Genomic DNA, 22,765 nt, shown 5'->3' with positions numbered 1-22,765 from the left:
CGATGCCGCGACCGACCTCCAAGACCATCGCCCGACGGCTGAACGGCGTGGCGCTTCCCGTTCTGGCCCTGCCCATGATTGCCCTGGCCTGCATGGCCGTCCCGGCGCGGGCGCAGACCGTCGAGGGCTCCGGCGGCAACCGGGTCATGATGTTCGAGCGCCCGCCGACCGTGGACGAGCTGCGCGAGGCGGTGAAGCCCGGCCCGGCGGCGACGGACGGCAGCGAGCAGCCGAAGATCCGCACCCGCAGCATCGAGATCATCGGCGGCGGCATGAACAGCGCCAACCGCCCGCGTCCGACCGACAGCGTGAACTACGGCGCGCCCGCTCAACAGCAGGCGGCCCCGCAGCCGAGCTACAGCCCGCCGAGCTACAGCCCGCCGACCGCCCCGGTGGCGGAGCCGGCGCCACAGCCGAAGCCCAAGCGCGCGCCCGTTCAGGAAGCCGCGGCCCCGCCCGTCGCCCCGCCGCCGGCCGCCCCGCGCCGCTCCAACGGCGTGCAGCCGGCCACCCTCTCCGCGCCGGAAACCCCGGCGGAGAGCCGGCCGACCAACGGTTTCGGCTTCCGCATCAACTTCGCCTTCAACTCCGCCGACGTTCCGAAGGAGTTCTATTCCTACGTCGACGCGGTCGGTGGGCTGATGTCGCAGGACCCGCAGCTCCGCCTCGTCATCGAGGGGCACACCGACGCCGTGGGAAGCGAGCAGTACAACCTCGCCCTCTCCGAGCGACGGGCCGTGTCGGTGGGCGAGTATCTGGTGCGCGTCCACCACATCGAGCCGCAGCGCATCGCCATCGCCGGCCTGGGCAAGAGCCAGCCGCTGACCCCCGACCCGACCGACAGCCGCAACCGGCGCGTCGAGTTCCGGCCCATCCAGTGATCGATCGGGAAGGAGGGCGCGCCATGGTCCGGAAACTCCTTCTCCTGGTGGCGGTCGCGGCGCTCCCCCTCGTCGGGGGGCGCCGACGCGACGGTGGTCCGCAAGAAGAGCAGCGACGCGGGCGTGCAGCCCGGCGGGATCGACGTCGGGGTCCCGAAGGGCCGCGTGCGCATCCAGTGCTGGCAGGACGGCGAGAAGATCATCGATGAGACGGATCTGAACGTCCTGTCGCTCAGCGTCGCCAGCCAACTGAACGCGTTGCGCTTCCGCCGGGCCGGCGAGCCGGAGAACAGCCTCGCCATCGTGACGCGGAACCGGACGTCGTGCCTGTTGAGCCCGAAGGAATGATGAATGGGGAGTATTGCCCCCACCCTGACCCTCCCCGCTTCGCAGGGGGGAATTGGCGTTGCACGCACGAAAAGTCCCTCCCCTGCGAAGCGGGGAGGGAGGGGACCCACGACGTGGGGAGGGTGGGGGCAATGCCCCCATCAACTCCGCTTTCTCAATGCACGCTGACCAGCTCCATCCCATGCTCCTGAAGTGTCGCCCCTGCCGATGCGCGGTCGGTGTCCAGCCACAGGCAGGTGCCATTGGCGGCGTACACGGCGTAGGCGGGCAGGCCGTCGATTTCCACCGACCGCAGATAGGCGACCTCCAAGATTCCATGACGGGCGAAGCGGTCATCGAAACCTTCGGCGACATCGGCTTTGGTGCGGCGGGCGGTCATGGTCGGTCTCCTCGGGCGCTGGGGCGGACCAACGGGGCGCCGGTCCTGCCCGGCACTCTAAGGGGCTGGACCGGGCCGCGCTGTGGCGCCCGCCACACTCAGTACGTTGGAGGGTGCCCAACTTCTGCGCAACTTTGTGCTGCGCCTCACAGCGGCCGCCGTCTTCCGCCGTCTAGCCTCGACGGGCCGGCGGTTTGGCCGGTGCGCATCATTTCGGAGGTCCGACCATGCTCGTCCGTTCACGGCGTCCGCCCTTCTTTGGGCCGGGTCCGCAGCCCCGTCCTTCCCCCTTCGCCGCCTGGACAGGCGTCCGGGAAACGCCAATGATTCCGCGATCCCCGCCGGTGGAGGCCAGCATGGCGCACAGGACCCTGAGCGGACTCGTGGTGGCGGCCCTGACGCTGGCCGCCGTCGGAGCGGTCGGCTTCACCGCCGGCCGCGCGGCGGCGGAGCAGGCGGTGGTCGTCGCCTCCACTGCCCCCGGCTACGCCCAGGGGCAACTGGTTCCCGACGGCGCGGCGGTCACCGTGCCGGACGGTGCCAACGCCATGTTCCTCTTCGCCAACGGGCGTATGTTGCGGATCAAGGGACCGTTCGACGGGTCGCTCGACCGCATGCCCGACGCCTCGGGTTGGGGCGGAGTGGGCAGCCTCGTCGGCGGGGAGCGCTTCTTCCAGACCGACCTGGGGGCCGCCCGCGCGGTCGGAACCCCGATGCAGAAGGGGGAGGAGCAGGTCTTCACCCTCGACCCCGGCCGGGCCGGAACCCAATGCGTGAAGTCCGGCGGCACCGTGCTGCTGCGCAAGCCCGCCGATCCGGCGCTGATCCCGGCCACCCTGCGCGCGGGAGGGGGCGAGGCCGCCACGCTGCGCTGGGACAAGGGAGCCGCGGTGCCCTGGCCGCGCGAGATTTCGATGACCGACGGCACCGCCGTCTCGGTCGCCGGGCCGGACGGGCGGGTGCGCCACAGCCTGACCCTGCGCGTGATCGCCGCAGATGGCATCGGGACGGGACAAGGCGCGGAGCTGGCCATCCGGCTGGCCGGCGCCGGCTGCGCCGCGCAGGCGGCGGCCCTGCTCGACCCGGTGCGGGACAGCGTGGCGCCGCTGAACCTCTATCTCGCCACCGACCGAGGCCTCTACCCGACCTACCGGTCCGGGGAGGCGGTGACGCTGGTGCTCCAGACGAACCGGGACGCGCACCTTTACTGCTACCTGCGCAACACGCGCGGCCAGCTGACGCCGATCTACCCGCCGGGCCCATCGGCCAGTTCGCTGGTGGAGGGGCACCGCACCCTGACGCTGGCCGGCGACCGCATGCCGGTGCCGCTGCGCGCGGCGGAGCGGTCGGGGAGCCTGTCCGCCGACCAGGAGGTGCGCTGCTTCGCCGCCGGGCGCGATCTCGGCGCTGACCTGCCAGGGCGTCAGGACGCCTTCCGGCCCCTGTCCGACGAGGCGGCGGCCCGGCTGGAGCGGACACTCGCCTCGCTGAAGCAGACCGAACTGGTGATGGCGCAGGTGATCCTGCGCGTGGAGTGAGGGCGCCGCCGTTGGGGACATCGGGGGGCAGGCCGGGTTGGGCGAAAGCCCCGTGGCTCGCCAAAGGACTGGTCGGCTTGGCCGCGGTGGTCGGCGTGTCGGCGGCGGCACTGGGGCTGACCCGTTTGGTGCCGCCCCTGCGCTCCGCCGATGAGAGCTTCCGCGACCTCGCTATCGCCTACTTCACGCCGCCCGCCCCGCAGCATCCCGGCATCGTGCTGGTGACGCTGGGAGAGGATCTGTTCGCCACGCTGGCCTGCCGGTCGCCGGTGGACCGCGGCTTCCTCGCCGATCTGGTGGGGACGCTGGAGGCGGCGGGGGTGCGGGCGATCGGGCTGGACATCCTGTTCGACCAGCCGACCCTGCCGGCACTCGACGAGCGGTTGCGCCAGCGCATCCAGCGCGCAAAGGTGCCGGTGGTCGCCATCACGGCGCTCGGCGACACGGCGCTGACGGAGGGGCAGCGCCGTTATCTCGGGCGGTTCCTCGGCGGCATTCCGCACGGCCACGCCAACCTCGCCAAGGACCGGCTGGACGGCACGGTGCGTTGGCATGTGCCGCGCGGGCCGGACGGACTGCCCAGCTTCCCGGCGCGGATGGCCCAGCTTGCCGGAGGGGCGGCAGGGGGGGCGGCAGGGGGGATGGCAGGGAAGGCGGTCCCGGAGGAGCCCTTCCGCATCGACTGGCACGCCCGCCCGTCGCCGGACGCGCCGCCCTTCCCGACCTATCCGGCGGACATGGTGGGGATGCTGCCGCGCGGCTGGCTGGCCGGGCGGATCGCCGTGGTCGGCACCGTCCTGGTCGGGGTCGACCAGCACCGCACGCCGCTGTCGGTCGCCGGCCTGTCCACGCCGGGGGTGGAGATCCAGGCCCACGCGCTGGCCCAGATCCTCGACGGCCGGACCAGCCGCGACCTGTCCTTCGGCGGGGTCATCGCGCTGGTGCTGGTGCTGGGTGCCGCCGGGGTGGCGCTGGCGGTGGCCGGTTGGCCGGTGTGGCTGCTGGTGCCGGCCAGCCTGCTCGGGCTGCTCGCCCTGTGGGCGGCGGCGCTGGCGCTGTTCGCCCAGGGCGGGCCGCTGGTGGCGATGATGGCACCCTCGGCGGCTTGGCTGGGCGGCATCGCCGCGATGACCGCGCATCTGTCGCTGAAGGAGCGCACCGACCGCCGCAGCCTGATGCAACTGTTCGCCAACCACGTCTCCCAGCCCGTCGCCGACGAGATATGGCGGGAGCGCGCGACCTTCCTGGCCGGCGGGCGCCCCCGCCCGCAGGAGCTGACCGCCACCGTCTTCTTCTCCGACATCGAAGGCTTCACCACCGTCTGCGAGGCGCTGGAGCCGGAACCGCTGATCCTCTGGCTGGAGGGCTATCTCGACGCCATGGTGCGGGTGGTGGCGGCCCATGACGGGATCGTTCTGCGCTTCATCGGCGACGCCATCCTGGCGGTCTTCGGCGCCCCCGTCGCCCGCACCACCCAGGCGGAGATCGACGCCGACGCCGAGCGCGCCGTGCGCTGCGCCATCCAGATGGGGCGGGAGCTTCGGGAGCTGAACAAGCGTTGGCAGGCGGAGGGGCTGCCGGCCATCGGCATCCGCGTCGGCATCCACACCGGTCCGCTGGTGGCGGGCAGCCTGGGCGGGCTGCGGCACATGGAATATTCGCTGCTCGGCGACACCGCCAATACGGCGGCCCGGCTGGAGGCGCTGGGCAAGACGGTGGCCATGCGCTCCTCCCCCCATTGCCGGATCGTCATCGGGGAACCGACCTGGACGGCGGTGCAGGGCACGGTGGCCGGACTGCCGGTGGGCGAGATGGCGCTGAAGGGCAAGCGCAAGGCGGTGCGCGCCTGGCTGGTCCTCGACCGGGAGGGGGAGGAGGTGCGGCCCGCTGCGGAGGCTGGGGAGTAATCACCCATTCTCCGTATTCGGGATTAGGCTGAATGAACGCTTGGTGCGCAGGAATCGAAATATTAAGATCGGCTAATTGGCAATTTTATGCCGACGGGTGCCGGGTATGGGGTGCGCAACCGCCTTCCCACCATGGAGCCGGCCGATGTTCGACGGACACTCGACGCAGCTTCGTTTGGGCAGGGACCTCTGGTCGCTCGCCCTCGTCCTGCTGTTGCTGGGCCTCTTCGGATGGGCTCCACGCGCGGCCGCCCAATCCTCTCCCCCTCAATCTCCACCAGCCCAGGCCTCCCAGTCCCCGGAGAAGCGCATCGCGCTGGTCGTCGGCATCGGCAAGTACGAGTTCGCCCCCGAACTCCAGAACCCGGTCAACGACGCCAAGGCCATCGCCGAGGCCCTGCGCACGCTTCAGTTCGACGTGGACGAGAAGTTCGACATGGACAACCGCAGCTTCGAGCGGGCGCTGCGCGACTTCGGCATCCGCGCCTCGCAGGCCGACGTGGCGGTGATCTTCTACGCCGGGCACGGCATCCAGGTGGGCGGCAACAACTACATCGTCCCGGCCGACGCCAGGCTGGAGCGCGAGCGCGACCTCGTCTACGAGGCGATGCCGCTGAATCTGATGATGGGCGAGCTGTCGCAGGCGCGCAAGCTGGGCATCCTGATGCTCGATTCCTGCCGCAACAACCCCTTCGTGGATCGGCTGAAGCAGGCCGGACAGAACCGCATCCAGGTCAATTACGGCTTCGCCCGCGTCGACGACACGCCCAGCGACACGCTGGTCGCCATGGCCACCCGCGCCGACCAGCTGGCCGAGGACGGGCAGGGCGACCACAGCCCCTACACCGACGCGCTGCTCCAGCATCTCCAGACGCCGGGGCTGGAGCTGAGCCTGTTCTTCCGCAACGTGCGCGACACCGTGCGGCAGGCGACCAACGGGCGGCAGGAGCCTTACATCTTTGGTTCGCTGGGGGCGGCGCCCTTCTACTTCAACCCGCGCCCGCCGAACCGGCCGCCGGTGCTCGGCGAGATCCGCCCGCTGGAGCTGTCCGACCGCGCCGACGCCGAGCCGTTGCGCATCGGGCGCCCGACCGATCCCGACGACGACCAGCTCTTCGCCCAGATTTCCGGCCTGCCGCGCGGCGGCAGCGTGCGCATCGGCGACCGCATCGTGCTGATCGGCGACTACCTGACCGTGGAGCAACTCGCCGCCACCAGCTTCAAGCCGGACGCGACCGTCGTTGGGAATGCCGGGCGCTTCGACTTCGCGATCATGGACGGGCGGGGCGGCGTGGCGCGGGGCGGCGTGGCGATCACCATCAAGCCGAGCAACCGTGAGCCGGTGGTGGCCGGCGCGCGCACCATCCGCGCCCTGCCGAATCGCTTGGCCATCGAGGCGCCGGTGGACCCCGACGGCGACCCGCTGACCATCACCGTCACCGCCGTGCCCGACCGCGGCAAGGTGCGCGATGGCGCCACCCTGATCCGCCCTGGCGACCGCCTGCCGGCCGAGGGGCTGACCCGGCTGACCTTCGACCCGGAGCAGGAGCGGGCGGGAGCCGCCGGTGCCTTCACCTATCAGGTGGAGGACGGCAAGGGCGGCAAGGCCACCGGCACGGTGACGCTGGAGATCGCCCCGCCGGGCGCCGCTCCGGCCGCGCCGGCGCTTGAGGAATCGCTGTGGCAGATGGTCAAGGGCAGCCGCGAGCCCGCCGACTTCGAGGCCTTCCTGCGCCTGTTCGGCAGCGGCACCTACGCCAAGCCGGCGCGCGAGAAGCTGGGCGCGCTCACCCCCTCCGCCAAGCCGCCGGAGGTCGCATCGGCTCGGCCGCCGCCACCGGCCCAATCGGCTCCTCCTCCGGTCCCGCCCCCGGCTCCAGTGGTCGAGGCGGCGGCACCGCCCCCACCGGCGCCGCCCCCACCGACATCGCCGCAGCCCGTGCCAGCGCCGGAGCAGGTGGCCGCAGCGCCCCCGAATGGCAATGGGAACAGCGCGGTGCGCAACCACAGCCGGTCGGCCAGCTTCCAGGACTGCCCGGCCTGTCCGGTGATGGTGCGGATCGCACCCGGCAGCTTCAGCATGGGCAGCGACCAGGGCGACCGCTCGGAGCGTCCGGTGCACAAGGTCACCATCGCCAAGCCCTTCGCGCTCGGCGCTTACGAGGTGACGGTGGCCGAGTGGCGCGCCTGCGTCGAGGGTGGCGGCTGCACCGGCGGCATGCCGCGCATGACCAAGCCCACCGACAGCACCCCGATCCACAACATCTCCTGGCTGGAGGCCCAGGCTTATGTGAAGTGGCTGAGCCAAAAGACCGGCCAGCGCTACCGCCTGCCGTCCGAGGCGGAGTGGGAATACGCGGCGCGCGGCGGCACGACTGGCCGCTACTGGTGGGACGGTCAGACGGGAACGCTCGCCAACTGCAAGGACTGCGGCGGGGCGCAGGAGCGGCTCACCCCGGCCTCGGTCGGCAGCTACAAGCCGAACCCCTTCGGGCTGCACGACATGAACGGCGGGGTGGCGGAGTGGGTCGCCGATTGCTGGCACGCGGACTATGCGGGCGCGCCGACGGACGGCAGCGCCTGGACCCCGGCCAACTGCCGGGAGCGCGTGCTGCGCGGCGGGTCCTGGCGGGGCGGCTTGGCTGACATCACCGACACGGCGCGGCTGTTCTACGATCCCGACGTGCGGTACCTGAACAACGGGGTGAGGGTGTTGAGAGAGTTAAATTGAGGGGTGGGGTCCGAAACGACCATTCACCCATTCGCCTCGGCGATCTCCTCCAGCGCATTGCGGTCGAGCAGGGTGATCCGCCCGGACTCCATGGCGATCACGCCGTTGCGCTGCCATTCGCCGAGCAGCTTGTTGATGCTTTCCCGCGAGACGCCCACCAGACATCCAAGCTGCTGCTGCGACAGCTTGATGTCCAGCTTCAACCCGCCCGGTGCCGGCTTTCCGAACACATCGGCCAGGCGCATCAGCGCGCGGGCGAAGCGCGACGACGCCTCCAGGAACAGCGTGTCCTCCAGATGCTCACTGGTCTGGCGCAGCCGCTTGCACAGTACGGTGATGAGCTGGAGCGCGACCGCCGGACGCTCGTTGAGCAGCGGCACGAACTTCGAGCGGTCGAGCACCAGGAGGTCGGTCTCCTCCAGCGCCACGGCGTCGGCGGTCCGCGGCTCGCCATCGAGCAGGGCGATCTCCCCGAACAGGCCGCCCTTGTTGATGATGTTCAGCACCAGCTCCTTGCCGTCGGTGGAGTGGGAGCAGATCTTCACCCGCCCGCGGATGACCGCCATCATGCTGTCGCCAGGGTCGCCCTTCTGGAAGATGACCGCGCCGGGCCGGAAATAGGCCAGCCGGGCGCTGGCGGCGAGGCGTTGCAACTCCGGCTTCTCCAGATGCTTCAGCAGGAAATGCCCGGACAGCACCAGTTCCTTGTCGAACGCGATTCGCACCGTCGTCATGGTCGCCCCCATACGGCTCGATGCCAGACAGTGTAGCGGGCGGAGGGCTTGCAACCGCAGCGCCAGAGGCGGTAACGCGCTCGCCCGTCCCTGCCACGTTCTTGCGGGCATAGGGGAAGGGACCGACCAAAGGTGAATCTTGTTCTGCCCAATGGTTCGTGACTACCATCGTCAGCAAGGCGCCCGGTATGAGGTGCCGGCCCTGAATCCGGGACTGCAGAACAGGGAAGGAGACGAGCGTGGGCGCCACCACTCCGTCCGCAGACCTATCCAGGCGCACGGCCAACCATGTGCCGCTGACGCCGCTGGATTTCCTGCGCCGCTCCGCGATGGTCTATCCGGACAAGACCGCCGTGGTCTACGGCCCCTTGCGGCGGAGCTGGGCGGAGGTGGAGCGCCGCGCCCGCGCGCTGGCTTCCGCGGTGAGCCGGGCCGGCGTCCTGCCGGGGGAGGTGGTGTCCGTCCTGGCCTTCAACACCCCGGCGATGCTGGAGGCGCATTTCGGCATCCCCGGCGCCGGGGCGGTGCTGAACGCCATCAACACGCGCCTCGACCCGCCCGCCGTCGCCTTCATCCTGGAGCACGCCGAAAGCCGCCTGTTCCTGGTGGACCGCGGCCTGTCCGCGGTGGCCCGCGCCGCGCTGGAGCGCATGGCGGCCCCGCCGCGGGTGGTGTGGATCGACGACCCGGCGGCGCAGGACGCCGACCCGGTGGGCGAGCTGGAGTATGAGGATTTCCTCAAGACCGGCGATCCCGAGGCGCCCTGGCGGACGCCCGAGGACGAGTGGGAGTCCATCGCGCTCAACTACACCTCCGGCACCACGGGCAACCCCAAGGGTGTTCTGTACCATCACCGCGGCGCCCATCTGAACGCGCTCGGCAACGTCATCACCTTCGGGCTGCGGCCTGACAGCGTCTATCTGTGGACGCTGCCCATGTTCCACTGCAACGGCTGGACCTACCCCTGGGCGGTGACGGCGGTCGGGGCGACCCATGTCTGCCTGCGCGCTGTGGACCCGACGGCGATCTTCCGCCTGATCGCCGAGGAGAAGGTCACCCACCTCTGCGGCGCGCCGGTCGTGCTGACCATGCTGATCCACGCGCCGGACGCGGTGAAGCGCGGCTTCGACCACGGCCCGGTGCAGGTGGCGACCGGCGGTGCCGCGCCGCCCAGCGCGGTGATCGCGGGGATGGAGCGGATGGGCTTCCGCCTGACCCACCTCTACGGCATGACGGAATGCTACGGCCCCTCCACCGGCTGCGCGTGGCAGGAGAGCTGGGCGGACCTGCCGCTGGAGGAACGGGCCGTAAAGATGGCCCGCCAGGGCGTGCCCAACGTCACCATGTCAGAGCAGACCGTGCTGGACCCCGACACCGGCCGCGAGGTGCCCGCCGATGGCGAGACGCTGGGCGAGCTGGCGCTGCGCGGCAACACGGTGATGAAGGGCTACCTGAAGAACCCCGCAGCGACCGACGAGGCGTTGCGCGACGGCTGGCTGCACACCGGCGACCTCGCCGTGCTGCACCCCGACCGCTACGTCGAGATCAAGGACCGCGCCAAGGACATCATCATCTCCGGCGGCGAGAACATCGCCTCGCTGGAGGTCGAGGAGGTTCTCTACAAGCACCCCCACGTCATGGAGGCCGCCGTCGTCGCCCGTCCCGATGCGAAATGGGGCGAGACTCCCTGCGCCTTCGTCACGCTGAAGCCGGGATCGGAGGGGCGGGTGACCGAGGCCGAGGTGATCGGCTGGTGCCGCGACCATCTTGCCCATTTCAAGGCGCCCCGGACGGTGGTGTTCGGGGGCCTGCCGAAGACGTCGACCGGGAAGATCCAGAAGTTCGTGTTGCGCGAGCAGGCGAGGGGGTTGTGAGGGAGTGGTCGCATCGGGCCCCCCTCCCAACCTCCCCCCGCTGCGCAGGGGGAGGAGCCGTTCCCTCCCCTGCGAAGCGGGGGAGGGTCAGGGAGGGGGCCCGACGCATGAACCCCACCTTCATAAATCCAGGACCCCCATGACCCTCTCCCTCACCAACCGCACCGCCCTGGTCACCGGGGCCTCCGCCGGCCTGGGCCGCCACTTCGCCGGTGTGCTGGCCGCGGCGGGCGCCCGCGTCGCTCTGGCCGCGCGGCGGCGCGAGAGCCTGGACGCCGCCGTCGCCGAAATCGAAGCGGCAGGCGGGCAGGCCATCGCCGTGCCGCTGGACGTCACCGACGCCGCCTCCGTCCGCACCGGCGTCCGCGAGGCGGCGGGCGCGCTCGGCGGGCTGGATATCCTCATCAACAACGCCGGCGCCACCGTCGCCAAGCCCGCGCTGGATTACGCGGAGGAGGAGTGGGACCGCGTCATCGACACCAACCTGAAGGGCGCCTTCCTCACCGCGCAGGAGACGGCGCGCGTGATGAGGGAGCAGGGGCGGGGCGGGTCGATCGTCAACATCGCCTCCATCCTCGGGCTGCGGGTGGCCGGCCATGTGGTGGCCTACACCGCGTCGAAGGCCGGGCTGGTGCAGATGACCCAGGCGCTGGCCCTGGAATGGGCGCGTTACGGCATCCGCGTCAACGCGCTGGCCCCCGGCTATATGGAAACCGACCTGAACCGCGATTTCCTGGCGACCGACGCCGGGCAGGCGCTGATCCGGCGGGTGCCGCAGCGGCGGCTGGGACGGCTGGCGGACCTCGACGGGCCGTTGCTGCTGCTCTGCTCCGACGCGTCGGCCTACATGACCGGAGCGGTGGTGCCGGTGGACGGCGGGCACTTGGTCAGCACCTTGTAATCAAGAAAAAACGACGGAGAGGACCCGAACCGATGGATTTCAGCCTGCCCCCGCCGATCGAGGAATTCCGCCGCCGCGTGCGCGCCTTCGTGGAGGAGCGCATCCTGCCGCTGGAAGCGGACCCGGCCTCCTACGACGCGCATGAGAACATCGCGCCCGCCCTGCTGGAGCGCCTGCACGGGGAGGTGAAGGCCGCCGGGCTGTGGGCGCCGCAAATGCCGAAGGAGCGTGGCGGACAAGGGCTGGGCATCGTTGGCATGGCCGCCGCCTATGAGGAGATGAACCGTTCCATCTTCGGGCCGGTCTGTTTCAACTGCGCCGCCCCCGACGACGGCAACATGCAGCTTCTCAACAAGGTCGCGACCGAGGCGCAGAAGGAGCGCTGGCTCCAGCCCATCATCGACGGCACGGTCCGCTCCGCCTTCGTGATGACCGAGCCGCATCCCGGCGGCGGCTCCGACCCCTCGATGATGAAGACGCGGGCGGAGCGGAAGGGCGACCGCTGGGTGATTTCCGGCCACAAATGGTTCATCACCGGGGCGGGCGAGGCGCAGCACTTCATCCTGATCGCCCGCACCTCCGACGACAAGCGCAAGGGGCTGACCGCCTTCCTGTTCGACAAGGACCAGCCCGGCTGGGAGATCGTCCGCCGCATCCCGATCATGGGGCCGGAGGAGCATGGCGGTCATTGCGAACTGCGCTTCGACGGGCTGGAGGTTTCTGACGAGAACGTCCTGATGAACATCGGCGACGGGTTGAAGGCGACGCAGATCCGCCTCGGCCCGGCGCGGCTGACCCATTGCATGCGCTGGACCGGCCTGTCGAAGCGGGCCATGGAGATCGCCGCCGCCTATGTGCGCGAGCGCGAGAGCTTCGGCACCACGCTCGCCGGGCACGAGGGCGTGCAGTGGATGATGGGCGACGTCGCCATGCAGATCGAGATCGGGCGGCTGCTGATCATGAAGGCGGCGTGGCAGCTCGACCGCGGCGACTTCGCCCGCAAGGAGGTGTCGATGGCCAAGGTCCATGTCGCCGACACGCTGCACAAGGCGGTGGACACGGCCATCCAGCTCTGCGGGGCCAGGGGCTATTCGAAGGACACGGCGCTGGAGTGGATGTACCGCTACGCCCGGCAGGCCCGGCTGGTGGACGGGGCGTCGGAGGTCCACAAGATGGTCCTGGCGCGATTCTACATGGACGAGGGCGACGGCTTCTGGGCCTGGGGGTGATGGGATGGGCGCACTGATCGACGGGGAAAGCCGGCCGCGGCTGGAATCGTGGCTGGCCGGGGCGACCGGCGCGACGCGCGTGTCGGTGGCCGACGAAGGCACGCTCGGCGGGGGAGCCATCTCGCTCAACCTTGCGGTGACTCTGGACATCGACGGCGGGCCGCAAGCCGGTCGGCACGCCTGCGTGTTGCGTGCCCAGCCCGGCGGCGGTGCAACGGCGTCCGGCATGAAGGCCAGCATTTCCAAGGCGCAGGAGTTCGCCGTGCTGCGCGCCGCCTTCGGCGCCGGGGTGGCGGCGCCGGAACCCATCGCCGCCTGCGGCGACCCGGCGGTTCTCGGCGCCGACTTCTACATCATGCGCCGCGCCGAGGGCATCGGGGCCGGGCACAAGGTGGTGAAGGCCGACCAACCGCAGCGCGGCCTCGCCCGCGAGCTTGGCCGGCAGTTGGGCCGCCTGCACAAGGCCGGGCCGGACACGCCGGGGCTGGAGGACCTGCCGGTGCCGGCCGCATCGCCGGCGCTCGACTGCGTCCACGCCTACCGCGACTGGCTGGGCGATCTGGCGCTGCGCGACGCCGTTCTGGCCTGGGGCCTGCGCTGGCTGGAGATTCACGCGCCGCCGCCGGGCGATCTGGTGCTGTGCCACCGCGACTACCGCACCGGGAACTATCTGGTGAAGGACGGCGGGCTGACCGCTATCCTGGATTGGGAGTTTGCGGGATTCAGCGATCCCATGGAGGATCTGGGCTGGTTCTGCGCCCGCTCCTGGCGGTTCGGGCGCCACGACCGCGAGGCGGGTGGGCTGGCCGGGCGGGAGGATTTCTACGCCGGCTATGAGGAGACGTCGGGCCGCCGGGTGGACCCGCAGGCGGTCGCCTATTGGGAAACCGCCGCCTACATGCGCTGGGCGGCCATCGCGGTCCTGCAGGAGCGCCGCCATACCTCCGGCGAGGAGCCGTCGCTGGAGCTGGCTTTGACCGGGCGGATGCTGCCGGAGATCGAGTTGGACTTGTTGCGCCACATCCATGGGCTGGGGCTGACGGTCTCCGCCCCGGCGGCGGTCGGTGCCGAACCGTCCGGCGATGCCGGCGAAGAAAGGGTCGCCTGATGCGCACCAGCCTCGACGCCCAGGAATTGCTGAGCATCGTCGCGGAGACCTTCCGCACCGACCTGCTTCCCCACATTCCACCGGCCCAGCGCTACACGGCGCTGATGATCGCCAACGCACTCGGCATCGTGCAGCGCGAACTGGCCGGCGCGGACGAGGCCGGCCACGCCATGCTGGCGGCGCTGGCCCTGCTCTACGGCGAGGACGCCGACGACAGCCTGTCCGGCGCCGACCTACGCCAGCGGGTGGAGGCACTTCAGCACCGGCTGTGCATCGAGATCGCCGCGGGCGACTTCGATCACGACGGCCAGGACGTGCTGATGGAATGCCTGGAGGAGATCGTCCAGGCCCGGCTGGGCATCGCCAATCCGAAGCTGCTGCGGGGGTGAATCAGCCGCCCCTCTCCAGACACGGGAGAGGGGCGCGAACGATACGGGCGTCACTCCGCGATCGGCTCGTAGAATTCCGGGCCGAAGTCGGCGGCTTGGCGGCTGGTCACGTTGAAGGGCTTCTTCAGGCCGCCGCGGAAATACCGCTTCACCAGATCCTGCCACGTCTCCACCGGGTCCACGCCGCGCTTGGCGCAGAGATGGCCGAACCAGCGGCGTCCGGCGGCGACGTGGGTGATCTCCTCGTCGTGGATGATCTGGAGCAGGGCGGCGCTCTCCGCGTCGCCGAATTCGCCCAGGCGGCGGACGGTTTCAGGGGTCACGTCGAGCCCGCGCGCCTCCAGCACCATCGGCACCACGGCCAGCCGGGCGGCGAGGTCGTGGGCGGTGGTGGTCGCGGCCTGCCACAGCCCGTCATGGGCCGGCAACTCGCCATAGCCGGAACCGAGCTGGTTCAGCCGCTCCTCCAGCATCTGGAAATGCCGGGCCTCGTCGTCGGCGACCTGCACCCAGTCGTCGGTGAATCCCTTGGGCATCCCCTCGCCGACGAAGCGGCACACGATGTCCCAGGCGAGGTCGATGGCGTTCAGCTCGATGTGGGCCAGCGCGTGCAGCAGGGCGACGCGGTTCTGCGCACTGCCGCCGCGCCCGCGCTTGGGCATGTCGCGGGGCAGCATCAGCGGGGGGCGCTCCGGACGGGCGGGGCGCTCCGGCGGGACCAGCGCGCCGAACCCGGTGATGCGTCCGTCGCGCCACGCCGCGGCGTAATCCCGCGTCATGCGCACCTTCTCCAGCGGCGCCGCGGTGGTCAGAACCGCGACAGCCGCCTCACACAGAGTCGTCACCATCCATACGCAACGAAATGGGGGTTCAGGATGTCGGCCTTGCCGTAGAGAAAGGGCGAGCCGTCGGGCTGCTCCACCCGCCCGCCGGCGGCGGCGAGGATGGCGTGGCCGGCGGCGGTGTCCCATTCGCTGGTCGGGCCGAAGCGGGGGTAGAGGTCGGCCTTGCCCGACGCCACCGTGCAGAACTTCAAGGAACTGCCGCAGGTCACCCGGTTTTTCACCGTATAGCCGGCCAGAAAGCTCTCCATTTCGCTGCCGCTGCCGTGGGAGCGGCTGGCGACCACGGTCAGGCCGTCGGGGGGCGGCTTGCGGACCTGGATCGGATAGTCATGGCGGCCTTCCACCCAATGGACGGCGGTGCCCGCTCCGCAGGCGGCGTAGAGATCGCCCGTGGCCGGCGCGTAGACGACGCCCAGAACCGGATGCCCGCCTTCAATCAGGGCGATGTTGACGGTGAACTCGCCGTTGCGGCTGATGAATTCCTTGGTGCCGTCCAGCGGATCGACCAGCCAGAAGCGTCCGCCGGAAATGTCCGGCCGGTGCCCGGCGGCCACGGCCTCCTCCGCCACCACCGGGATGCCGGGGGCAATGTGGTGCAGGGCCGGGGTGATGACATGCTCGGCGGCCAGATCGGCCTGGGTGACCGGACTGCCGTCGACCTTTGTGGCGGCGTCGATGCCGTCGTTGTAGAAGCGCAGGATCACCTGACCCGCTTCGTGGGCGATGGTCCGCACCTTGGGCAGCAGGCTCGCCGCGGCGGTGTCGGTCATGGGTGGTCCTCCGGTCGGCTGGTGTGCGAACGGTCACCATAGCGCGCCCGGATGCTGGGCTGGAAGGCTTGAAAGGGCGGGAAGGATGGGAGAATGCGGATGAACGCGGGATGGCGCGCCATGGAAGCGACGGACTTGGACCGTGTGATGGCCATCGCCGAGATCGTGCACCCCGATTACCCGGAAGACCGCGCCGTCTTCGCCGAGCGTCTGGCCCTCTACCCGGAGGGCTGCGCCATAGCGGAGGCGGATGGACTCGGCGTCGGCTATATCGTCATGCATCCGGGGCGGCTGGGCGTTCCGCCGCCGCTCGATTCGTCGCTCGGCGCGCTGCCGGCGGTGCCGGACTGCCTCTATCTGCACGACGTCGCTCTGCTGCCCGCGGCACGGGGGCTGGGGTTGGGAGTCGCCGCCCTGGAGCGCATGAACGCGCTGGCGGCGCGGCAGGGGTTTCCCTGGCTGGCCCTGACCTCCACCCCCGGCGCGCGGGCCTTCTGGGACGCGCAAGGATTTTTTCCTCATGAAGGTGGGGCCGGGCTGGCGGCCAAGCTGGCCTCCTACGGTGGCGGCATGACTTACATGACGAAGCCGGTAAAAGGCTGATCCGGCGCTTCTGTGGTAATTTGCCGAAAATTGTATTTATCGCGTTGGGCGGGGATTCGATTTGCGGCAAGTTGTCCGACCCCGGCGGACGGTTTGGGATGCTATCTTGCGGCGTTCCCCGCACCTTCAGCACAGCCGTTCGTCGGCAGGCCCCCCATGCAGCCATCCGCCCGCTTCCCGTGGAAGTCCGAATACACGGTCGGAAACGAGTCCATCGACGAACAGCACCGGACCCTTCTGGAACTGGCCGGGCTGTTGCACATGGCGGTCGCGGCGGGGCAGGGTTACAAGATCATCCAGAACGCCTTCGCCGCCCTGGTGAAGTACACGGAGGAGCATTTCTCCGACGAGGAACAGTTCTGGATCGACGCCAAGAGCGCCGCCGTCGAGAAGCACAAGCGCCTGCACCGGCAGATCACCGAAGAACTGCTGGCCCTGCGGTTCGAGGGGCCGTACGGCGTCGTCTTCTGCACGCCCAACGAACTGACCAACTGGGTCGAACACCGCCTGATCGCGCACTTCATCGAAGAGGACCAAGGCGTCTACCGCAGCCTGACCCCGGGCACCAAGCGAAGGTGGGTCTCCGCCTGAGTCCTGCACCGCCTCCGATGGTGGTCCGCCATCGCAGGTTTCGCGTCCAACGTTGCCTTTGCCGTGGAACGGACCCAACTCTAACTGGTTTATGATGTGGCGCGGCTGCCGGATGGGCGCGGGATTCCCCGCCCGTGCGGTGGCCCCGCTCCACCAGACCAGCGGAGCGACGGGGCGGTATGAAGAACTCGGACAATGGCCGGATCGATCGGAACGACACGCTCTGGTACAAGGACGCGGTCATCTATCAGCTTCACGTCAAGGCGTTCTACGACGCCGACAACGACGGCATCGGCGACATCGCCGGCCTGACGCAGAAGCTCGACTACATCCAGGAGCTTGGCGTCACCACGCTGTGGCTGTTGCCCTTCTACCCCTCGCCGCTGCGCGACGACGGCTACGACATCGCCGACTACAAGGCGGTCAATCCGTCCTACGGCAATCTCCAGGACTTCAAGCGCTTTCTGCGCGAATGCCACGACCGCGGCCTGCGCGTCATCACGGAACTGGTCATCAACCACACCTCCGACCAACACCCGTGGTTCCAGCGCGCCCGTCAGGCCAAGCCGGGATCGAACCACCGCAATTTCTACGTCTGGTCCGACACCGACCAGAAGTACCAGGGCACCCGCATCATCTTCTGCGACACGGAAAAGTCCAACTGGACCTGGGATTCCGAGGCGCAGGCCTATTTCTGGCACCGCTTCTATTCGCACCAGCCCGACCTGAACTTCGACAACCCGAAGGTCCTTCAGGAGGTGCTGAACGTCATGCGCTTCTGGCTGGACATGGGGGTGGACGGGCTGCGGCTCGACGCCGTGCCCTACCTGAAGGAGCGCGAGGGCACCAACAACGAGAACCTGCCGGAAACCCACGACGTCCTGAAGGCCATCCGGACGGAGATCGACAAGGGCTATGGCGACCGCATGCTTCTGGCCGAGGCGAACCAGTGGCCGGAGGACGTGCTGCCCTATTTCGGCGACCTGGAGAAGGGTGGGGACGAATGCCACATGGCCTTCCACTTCCCGCTGATGCCGCGAATCTACATGGCCGTCGCCATGGAGGACCGGCACCCCATCGCCGACATCATGCGCCAGACGCCGGACATCCCGGACGAGTGCCAGTGGGCCATCTTCCTGCGCAACCATGACGAGCTGACGCTGGAGATGGTGACCGACCGGGAGCGGGACTATCTCTGGGACTTCTATGCCGCCGACCGGCGCATGCGGATCAACCTGGGCATCCGGCGGCGCCTCGCCCCGCTGCTCCAGAACGACCGCCGCAAGATCGAGCTGCTGAAGAGCCTGTTGTTGTCCATGCCGGGCACGCCGGTGCTCTATTACGGCGACGAGATCGGCATGGGCGACAACATCTATCTCGGCGACCGCGACGGCGTGCGCACGCCGATGCAATGGTCTCCCGACCGCAACGGCGGCTTCTCCCGCGCCGACCCGGCGCGGCTGTATCTGCCGGCGATCCAGGACCCGATCTACGGCTTCCAGGCCATCAACGTCGAGGCGCAGCAGCGCAGCCCGTCGTCTCTGCTGAACTGGATGAAGCGGCTGATCGCCGTCCGCCAGCAGCACAAGGCGTTCGGGCGCGGCAGCTTCCAGCTCCTCTATCCGGGCAACCGCAAGGTTCTGGCCTATCTGCGCTGCCATTCGACGGAAGAGGGCGACGAGGTCATCCTCTGCGTGGCCAACCTGTCCCGTTCCGCCCAGGCGGTGGAACTGGATCTGAAACAGTTCCGCGGCCGCGTGCCGGTGGAGATGCTCGGCCGCACGGTCTTCCCGCCGGTCGGCGATCTGCCCTACCTGCTGACCATCCCCGCCTACGGCTTCTACTGGTTCGCCCTGGCCGCCGAGGCGGCGCTGCCCTCCTGGCATGAGACGATGCCGGAGCCGGTGCCCGACCTGCTGACCATTGTGGTGCGCGACGGCTGGAAGAGCCTGATCAGCGGGCGTGCGGAGGCCGAGCTGGCGCGCGACATTCTGCAGGCCTATTTGCCGCAGCAGCGCTGGTTCGCCGCCAAGGACCGCCGGATCGAGCGCGCGCATGTTCCGGTGTCCGCGCGGCTGAACGGGCCGGGCGACGGCTTCATGCTGCTCCACACCGAGGTCGAGCTTTCCGGTGGCGGCACGCAATCCTACTTCCTGCCGCTCGCCATGAGCTGGGAGGAGAACGCTGGCAACACCGGCTGGCCGCTGCTGCCCTTCACGCTGGCCAAGGCCCGGCGCGGCCCGCGCACCGGCGCCATCTACGATGCCATGCAGGCCGACGCCTTTACCCGCAGCCTGCTGACCGCCCTGCGCGAGGGGCGGGAGATCCCGGCGTCGCACGGGCACCTGCGCTTCTCGCCGACGGCCTGCATGGCCGACCTCGTGGTGGACGACGACACGGAGATCCGCCGCCTGGGCGTCGAGCAGAGCAACAGCTCCATCCTGGTCGGCAGCCAGGCTGTGCTGAAGGCCTTCCGCCGGCTGACCCCCGGCGCCCATCCGGAACTGGAGGTCGGACGCTTCCTGACCGAGGTCGCGGGCTTCCAGAACACGCCGCCTCTGCTCGGCTCCGTCGAGCATGTGGCGGAGGACGGCACGCCGACCGCGCTGTTCGTTCTCCAGGGCTATGTCCGCAATCAGGGCGACGGCTGGAGCAGCACCGTCGATTCGCTGGTGCGCGAGCTGGACGACATCCGTCTCGGCCTCGCCCACGATCCGGAGGAACCGACCGAGGGCGAACCTTTCGGCATGCACGCCGCCATGATGGCGACGCTTGGCCAGCGCACGGCGGAGCTTCACTGCGCGCTGGCGAAGCGGACCGGCGATCCGGCCTTCGATCCGGAACCGGTCACCGCCGACGACCTGAAGGGCTGGGGCGAGGCCGCCCGCCGTCAGGCCGAGGCCGCCTTCGCCGCGCTGCCCGGCGCGCTGGACCGGCTGGCCCCCGCCGTGCGCGAGCAGGCGGAATCCCTGTTGGGCCGCCGCGCCGACGTGATGAACCGGCTGGCCGAACTGGCCGACACCCCGCCGCAGGGCGACAAGACGCGCATCCACGGCGACTACCATCTGGGGCAGGTGCTGCGCGCCCAGAACGACTGGTACATCATCGATTTCGAGGGCGAGCCGGCGAAGTCGCTGGAGGAGCGCCGGGCCAAGCACAGCCCGCTGCGCGACGTGGCGGGGATGCTGCGCTCCTTCAACTACGCCACCTGGGCGGCGCTGTTCCGGATCGACGAGACGGGCGCGCTGGAGGAGGCCGGTGCCGTGATGGAGGCGGCGCTCGATTGGGAGCGGCGCAGCATGCAGAGCTTCCTGGAGTCCTACCGCGCCGCCATGGGGGCCTGCCCGGACGTGCCGGACGGAACCGCTGGCGACCGCCGCCTGCTGGCGCTCTTCTTGATGGAGAAGGCGCTGTACGAGATCGCCTACGAGGCCGCCAACCGGCCCAACTGGATCGGCATTCCGGTGAAGGGCGTGCTGGGGCTTCTGGACGGCGAGTCCTGAGCCGAAACCCGAAACGGGACATAGGACGCCGCGGGCGTGGTGTGACAAACGCCCCGGCGCTATGTTCACACCCCAGGAACGAGCAAGGGTAAGGGGAAAGTCAGCCGATGCCGAACGACATCCGAACGGGAAACCGTGCCAAGGCGCAGGAAGCGTCGCCGAAGGCCGTGTCGCCGTTGAGCGGCGGCATCGAGGCCATCGTCCGCGCCGACCACGGCGATCCCTTCGCGATCCTGGGCATGCACCAGACCGGCAAGGATCAGCCCGTCGAGGTCCGCGCCTTCATCCCCGGCGCGGAAAAGCTCTGGGTGGTCGACAGCGCGTCGGGCGACCCGGCGGGCGAGGCCGACAAGGTCCATGACGAGGGCTTCTTCGTCGCCGTTCTGCCCGACCGCAAGGAGCGCTTCCGCTACCGCCTGCGCGTCCAATTCCCGCTGGCGACGGTGGAGTTCGAGGACGCCTACCGCTTCTGGTCCGTCCTGGGCGAGTTGGACATCCATCTGCTGGCCGAGGGCACGCACCTCAAGAGCTTCGAGCGGCTGGGCGCCCACCCGCGGGAGATCGACGGGGTGGCCGGCGTGGCCTTCGCCGTCTGGGCGCCCAACGCACGGCGGGTCAGCGTCGTCGGCGACTTCTGCGACTGGGACGGCCGGCGCCTGCCGATGCGCAAGCGGACGGAAGCCGGCGTGTGGGAGATCTTCGTTCCCCACGCCACCGTCGGCCAGCGCTACAAGTTCGAGATCAAGGGGGCGGGCGGCGATCTGCTGCCGCTGAAATCCGATCCCTACGCCTTCCAGGCCGAGTTCCGCCCCCAGACCGCCTCCGTCGTGCACGGCCTGCCGTCCTACGACTGGCAGGACGCCGATTGGCAGCGGACCCGCTCCGCCAGCGCCGACCTGACCGCGCCGATCTCCATCTACGAAGTCCATCTCGGGTCCTGGGCGCGGGTTCCGGAAGAGGGCGACCGCTTCCTCACCTACCGCGAACTGGCCGAGCGGCTGGTGCCCTACGTCAAGGATCTCGGCTTCACCCACATCGAGCTGCTGCCGATCACCGAGCATCCCTTCGACGGCTCCTGGGGCTACCAGCCGATCGGCATGTACGCGCCGACCAGCCGTCACGGCACGCCGGAGGACTTCAAGTATTTCGTGGACGCCTGCCACGCGGCGGGGATCGGGCTGCTGCTCGACTGGGTGCCCGGCCATTTCCCGACCGACCCGCACGGGCTGGGCTGGTTCGACGGCACGCACCTCTACGAGCACGCCGACCCGCGCCAGGGCTATCATCAGGACTGGAACACGCTGATCTACAATTTCGGCCGGACGGAGGTGCAGAACTTCCTTCTGGGCAACGCGCTGTTCTGGCTGGAGCATTACCGGCTGGACGGGCTGCGGGTCGATGCCGTGGCCTCCATGCTCTACCTCGACTACAGCCGCAAGGCCGGCGAGTGGGTTCCCAACCGCTTCGGCGGGCGCGAGAACCTGGAATCCATCGCCTTCCTGAAGCGGATGAACGAGCTGACCTACGGCCACCATCAGGGGATCATGACGGTGGCCGAGGAATCCACGGCCTGGCCGGCGGTGTCGCGGCCCGTCTATCTCGGCGGGCTGGGCTTCGGCTACAAGTGGAACATGGGCTGGATGCACGACACGCTGGAGTACATGGCGAAGGACCCCATCCACCGCCGTTACCACCACCACCAGCTCACCTTCGGCCTGATCTACCAGTTCTCGGAAAACTTCGTCCTGCCGCTCAGCCACGACGAGGTGGTGCACGGCAAGGGCTCGCTCATCAACAAGATGCCAGGCGACGACTGGCAGAAGTTCGCCAACCTGCGCGCCTATTACGGCTTCATGTTCGCCCATCCCGGCAAGAAGCTGCTGTTCATGGGCGGTGAATTCGGCCAGTGGCGCGAGTGGAGCGAGGCGCGCAGCCTGGACTGGCATCTGCTGGAGGAGCCGCTGCACCATGGGCTGCACGCGCTGGTGCGCGACCTGAACGGCATGTACCGCGGGCTGAAGCCGCTGCACCAGACCGATTGCGACCCGGCGGGCTTCGAATGGATCGAGGCCAACGACAGCGACAACTCCGTCCTCGCCTTCCTGCGCAAGAGCGGGGAGGACCCGGAGCACCATGTGATCGTGGTCTGCAACTTCACCCCGATGCCGCGCGACGGCTACCGCGTCGGCGTCACCCTGCCGGGCCGGTACGAGGAGGTGCTGAACACCGACGCGCCGGAGTATGGCGGCAGCGGCGTCGGCAACGCTGGCGGCGTGGAGAGCGAGGAAACCGCGTGGCATGGCCGTCCGCATTCCATCACCCTGACCCTGCCGCCGCTGGGCACGCTGGTGCTGGAACGCAAGGCGGGGTAGGGGCGGGCTTCCACCGAAGGGCTTTCCCCCGTAGGGACAAGAGGACGGCAGCGTTCCGCACT

18 protein-coding genes are annotated in these 22,765 nt (G+C 69.6%); 14 read left to right on the top strand and 4 right to left on the bottom strand.

The features are described 5' to 3' along the window. Positions 1 to 2 precede the first annotated feature (2 nt). Complete coding sequence (locus tag ACWPXE_RS15765; protein WP_454018579.1) at positions 3 to 881, top strand: OmpA family protein; 879 nt, start codon at positions 3 to 5, stop codon at positions 879 to 881. 93 nt (positions 882 to 974) lie between these two features. Further along, on the top strand, positions 975 to 1,229 hold the full coding sequence (locus ACWPXE_RS15760) for a hypothetical protein (RefSeq protein ID WP_454018578.1): 255 nt from the start codon (positions 975 to 977) through the stop codon (positions 1,227 to 1,229). A 154-nt stretch (positions 1,230 to 1,383) separates the two neighbouring features. On the opposite strand, the gene ACWPXE_RS15755 is transcribed toward ACWPXE_RS15760, so the two are convergent. Next, complete coding sequence (locus ACWPXE_RS15755; protein ID WP_454018577.1) at positions 1,384 to 1,608, bottom strand: DUF1150 family protein; 225 nt, start codon at positions 1,606 to 1,608, stop codon at positions 1,384 to 1,386. Between the two features lie 356 nt (positions 1,609 to 1,964). Here ACWPXE_RS15755 and ACWPXE_RS15750 point away from each other — a divergent pair, with 356 nt between their 5' ends. The 3 genes from ACWPXE_RS15750 to ACWPXE_RS15740 all read left to right on the top strand — a co-directional run bounded on the left by ACWPXE_RS15750 (position 1,965) and on the right by ACWPXE_RS15740 (position 7,784). Next, the gene (locus ACWPXE_RS15750) at positions 1,965 to 3,146 is read left to right on the top strand and encodes a DUF4384 domain-containing protein (RefSeq protein ID WP_454018576.1); all 1,182 of its coding nucleotides are present in this window, start codon (positions 1,965 to 1,967) and stop codon (positions 3,144 to 3,146) included. 86 nt (positions 3,147 to 3,232) lie between these two features. After that, positions 3,233 to 5,053, top strand: a complete 1,821-nt coding sequence (locus tag ACWPXE_RS15745) for a CHASE2 domain-containing protein (protein WP_454018783.1) — start codon at positions 3,233 to 3,235, stop codon at positions 5,051 to 5,053. 145 nt (positions 5,054 to 5,198) lie between these two features. Next, positions 5,199 to 7,784 carry an SUMF1/EgtB/PvdO family nonheme iron enzyme gene (locus tag ACWPXE_RS15740; RefSeq protein WP_454018575.1) on the top strand — a complete coding sequence of 862 codons (2,586 nt, stop codon included), beginning with the start codon at positions 5,199 to 5,201 and terminating at the stop codon, positions 7,782 to 7,784. A 23-nt stretch (positions 7,785 to 7,807) separates the two neighbouring features. Here ACWPXE_RS15740 and ACWPXE_RS15735 read toward each other — a convergent pair whose 3' ends face one another. Further along, a complete protein-coding gene (locus tag ACWPXE_RS15735) occupies positions 7,808 to 8,518 on the bottom strand; it encodes a Crp/Fnr family transcriptional regulator (protein ID WP_186452934.1) in 711 nt (236 codons plus the stop codon). A gap of 239 nt (positions 8,519 to 8,757) precedes the next feature. Between ACWPXE_RS15735 and ACWPXE_RS15730 the strand changes: the two genes are divergently transcribed. The 5 genes from ACWPXE_RS15730 to ACWPXE_RS15710 all read left to right on the top strand — a co-directional run bounded on the left by ACWPXE_RS15730 (position 8,758) and on the right by ACWPXE_RS15710 (position 14,019). Beyond that, complete coding sequence (locus tag ACWPXE_RS15730) at positions 8,758 to 10,392, top strand: acyl-CoA synthetase (protein WP_454018574.1); 1,635 nt, start codon at positions 8,758 to 8,760, stop codon at positions 10,390 to 10,392. A 139-nt stretch (positions 10,393 to 10,531) separates the two neighbouring features. Next, positions 10,532 to 11,293 carry an SDR family NAD(P)-dependent oxidoreductase gene (locus tag ACWPXE_RS15725; RefSeq protein ID WP_454018573.1) on the top strand — a complete coding sequence of 254 codons (762 nt, stop codon included), beginning with the start codon at positions 10,532 to 10,534 and terminating at the stop codon, positions 11,291 to 11,293. Positions 11,294 to 11,325: 32 nt separating this feature from the next. Then, entirely contained in the window at positions 11,326 to 12,522 is a 1,197-nt protein-coding gene (locus ACWPXE_RS15720) for an acyl-CoA dehydrogenase family protein (RefSeq protein WP_454018572.1), read from the top strand. A 4-nt stretch (positions 12,523 to 12,526) separates the two neighbouring features. Then, positions 12,527 to 13,630: a phosphotransferase family protein gene (locus tag ACWPXE_RS15715; RefSeq protein WP_454018571.1), complete on the top strand. Its 1,104-nt coding sequence runs from the start codon at positions 12,527 to 12,529 to the stop codon at positions 13,628 to 13,630. Then, positions 13,630 to 14,019, top strand: coding sequence for a DUF6285 domain-containing protein (locus ACWPXE_RS15710; RefSeq protein ID WP_454018570.1), 390 nt, complete (start codon positions 13,630 to 13,632; stop codon positions 14,017 to 14,019). The genes ACWPXE_RS15715 and ACWPXE_RS15710 overlap by 1 nt, the downstream gene beginning before the upstream one ends. Positions 14,020 to 14,069: 50 nt before the next feature. Here the strand turns inward: ACWPXE_RS15710 and ACWPXE_RS15705 are convergent, their stop codons facing one another. After that, the gene (locus ACWPXE_RS15705) at positions 14,070 to 14,867 is read right to left on the bottom strand and encodes a ferritin-like domain-containing protein (RefSeq protein ID WP_454018569.1); all 798 of its coding nucleotides are present in this window, start codon (positions 14,865 to 14,867) and stop codon (positions 14,070 to 14,072) included. Continuing rightward, complete coding sequence (cysQ, locus tag ACWPXE_RS15700) at positions 14,861 to 15,634, bottom strand: 3'(2'),5'-bisphosphate nucleotidase CysQ (RefSeq protein WP_454018568.1); 774 nt, start codon at positions 15,632 to 15,634, stop codon at positions 14,861 to 14,863. Before cysQ ends, ACWPXE_RS15705 begins: the two co-directional genes overlap by 7 nt. A gap of 120 nt (positions 15,635 to 15,754) precedes the next feature. Between cysQ and ACWPXE_RS15695 the strand changes: the two genes are divergently transcribed. From ACWPXE_RS15695 to glgB, 4 genes are all read left to right on the top strand, one after another. After that, on the top strand, positions 15,755 to 16,237 hold the full coding sequence (locus ACWPXE_RS15695) for a GNAT family N-acetyltransferase (protein WP_454018567.1): 483 nt from the start codon (positions 15,755 to 15,757) through the stop codon (positions 16,235 to 16,237). Between the two features lie 156 nt (positions 16,238 to 16,393). Next, positions 16,394 to 16,828 carry a bacteriohemerythrin gene (locus ACWPXE_RS15690; RefSeq protein ID WP_454018566.1) on the top strand — a complete coding sequence of 145 codons (435 nt, stop codon included), beginning with the start codon at positions 16,394 to 16,396 and terminating at the stop codon, positions 16,826 to 16,828. Between the two features lie 179 nt (positions 16,829 to 17,007). After that, positions 17,008 to 20,331 (top strand): maltose alpha-D-glucosyltransferase, encoded by a 3,324-nt coding sequence (gene treS / locus ACWPXE_RS15685; protein WP_454018565.1) that lies wholly within the window; start codon positions 17,008 to 17,010, stop codon positions 20,329 to 20,331. A 107-nt stretch (positions 20,332 to 20,438) separates the two neighbouring features. Next, positions 20,439 to 22,703, top strand: a complete 2,265-nt coding sequence (gene glgB, locus ACWPXE_RS15680) for a 1,4-alpha-glucan branching protein GlgB (RefSeq protein WP_454018564.1) — start codon at positions 20,439 to 20,441, stop codon at positions 22,701 to 22,703. The last annotated feature ends 62 nt before the right edge of the window (positions 22,704 to 22,765 follow it).

The sequence above is a fragment of the Azospirillum sp. Marseille-Q6669 genome (assembly GCF_965111635.1).
Note: the sequence above shows the minus strand (reverse complement) of the source record. Positions and strands in the feature narration are given on the sequence as shown.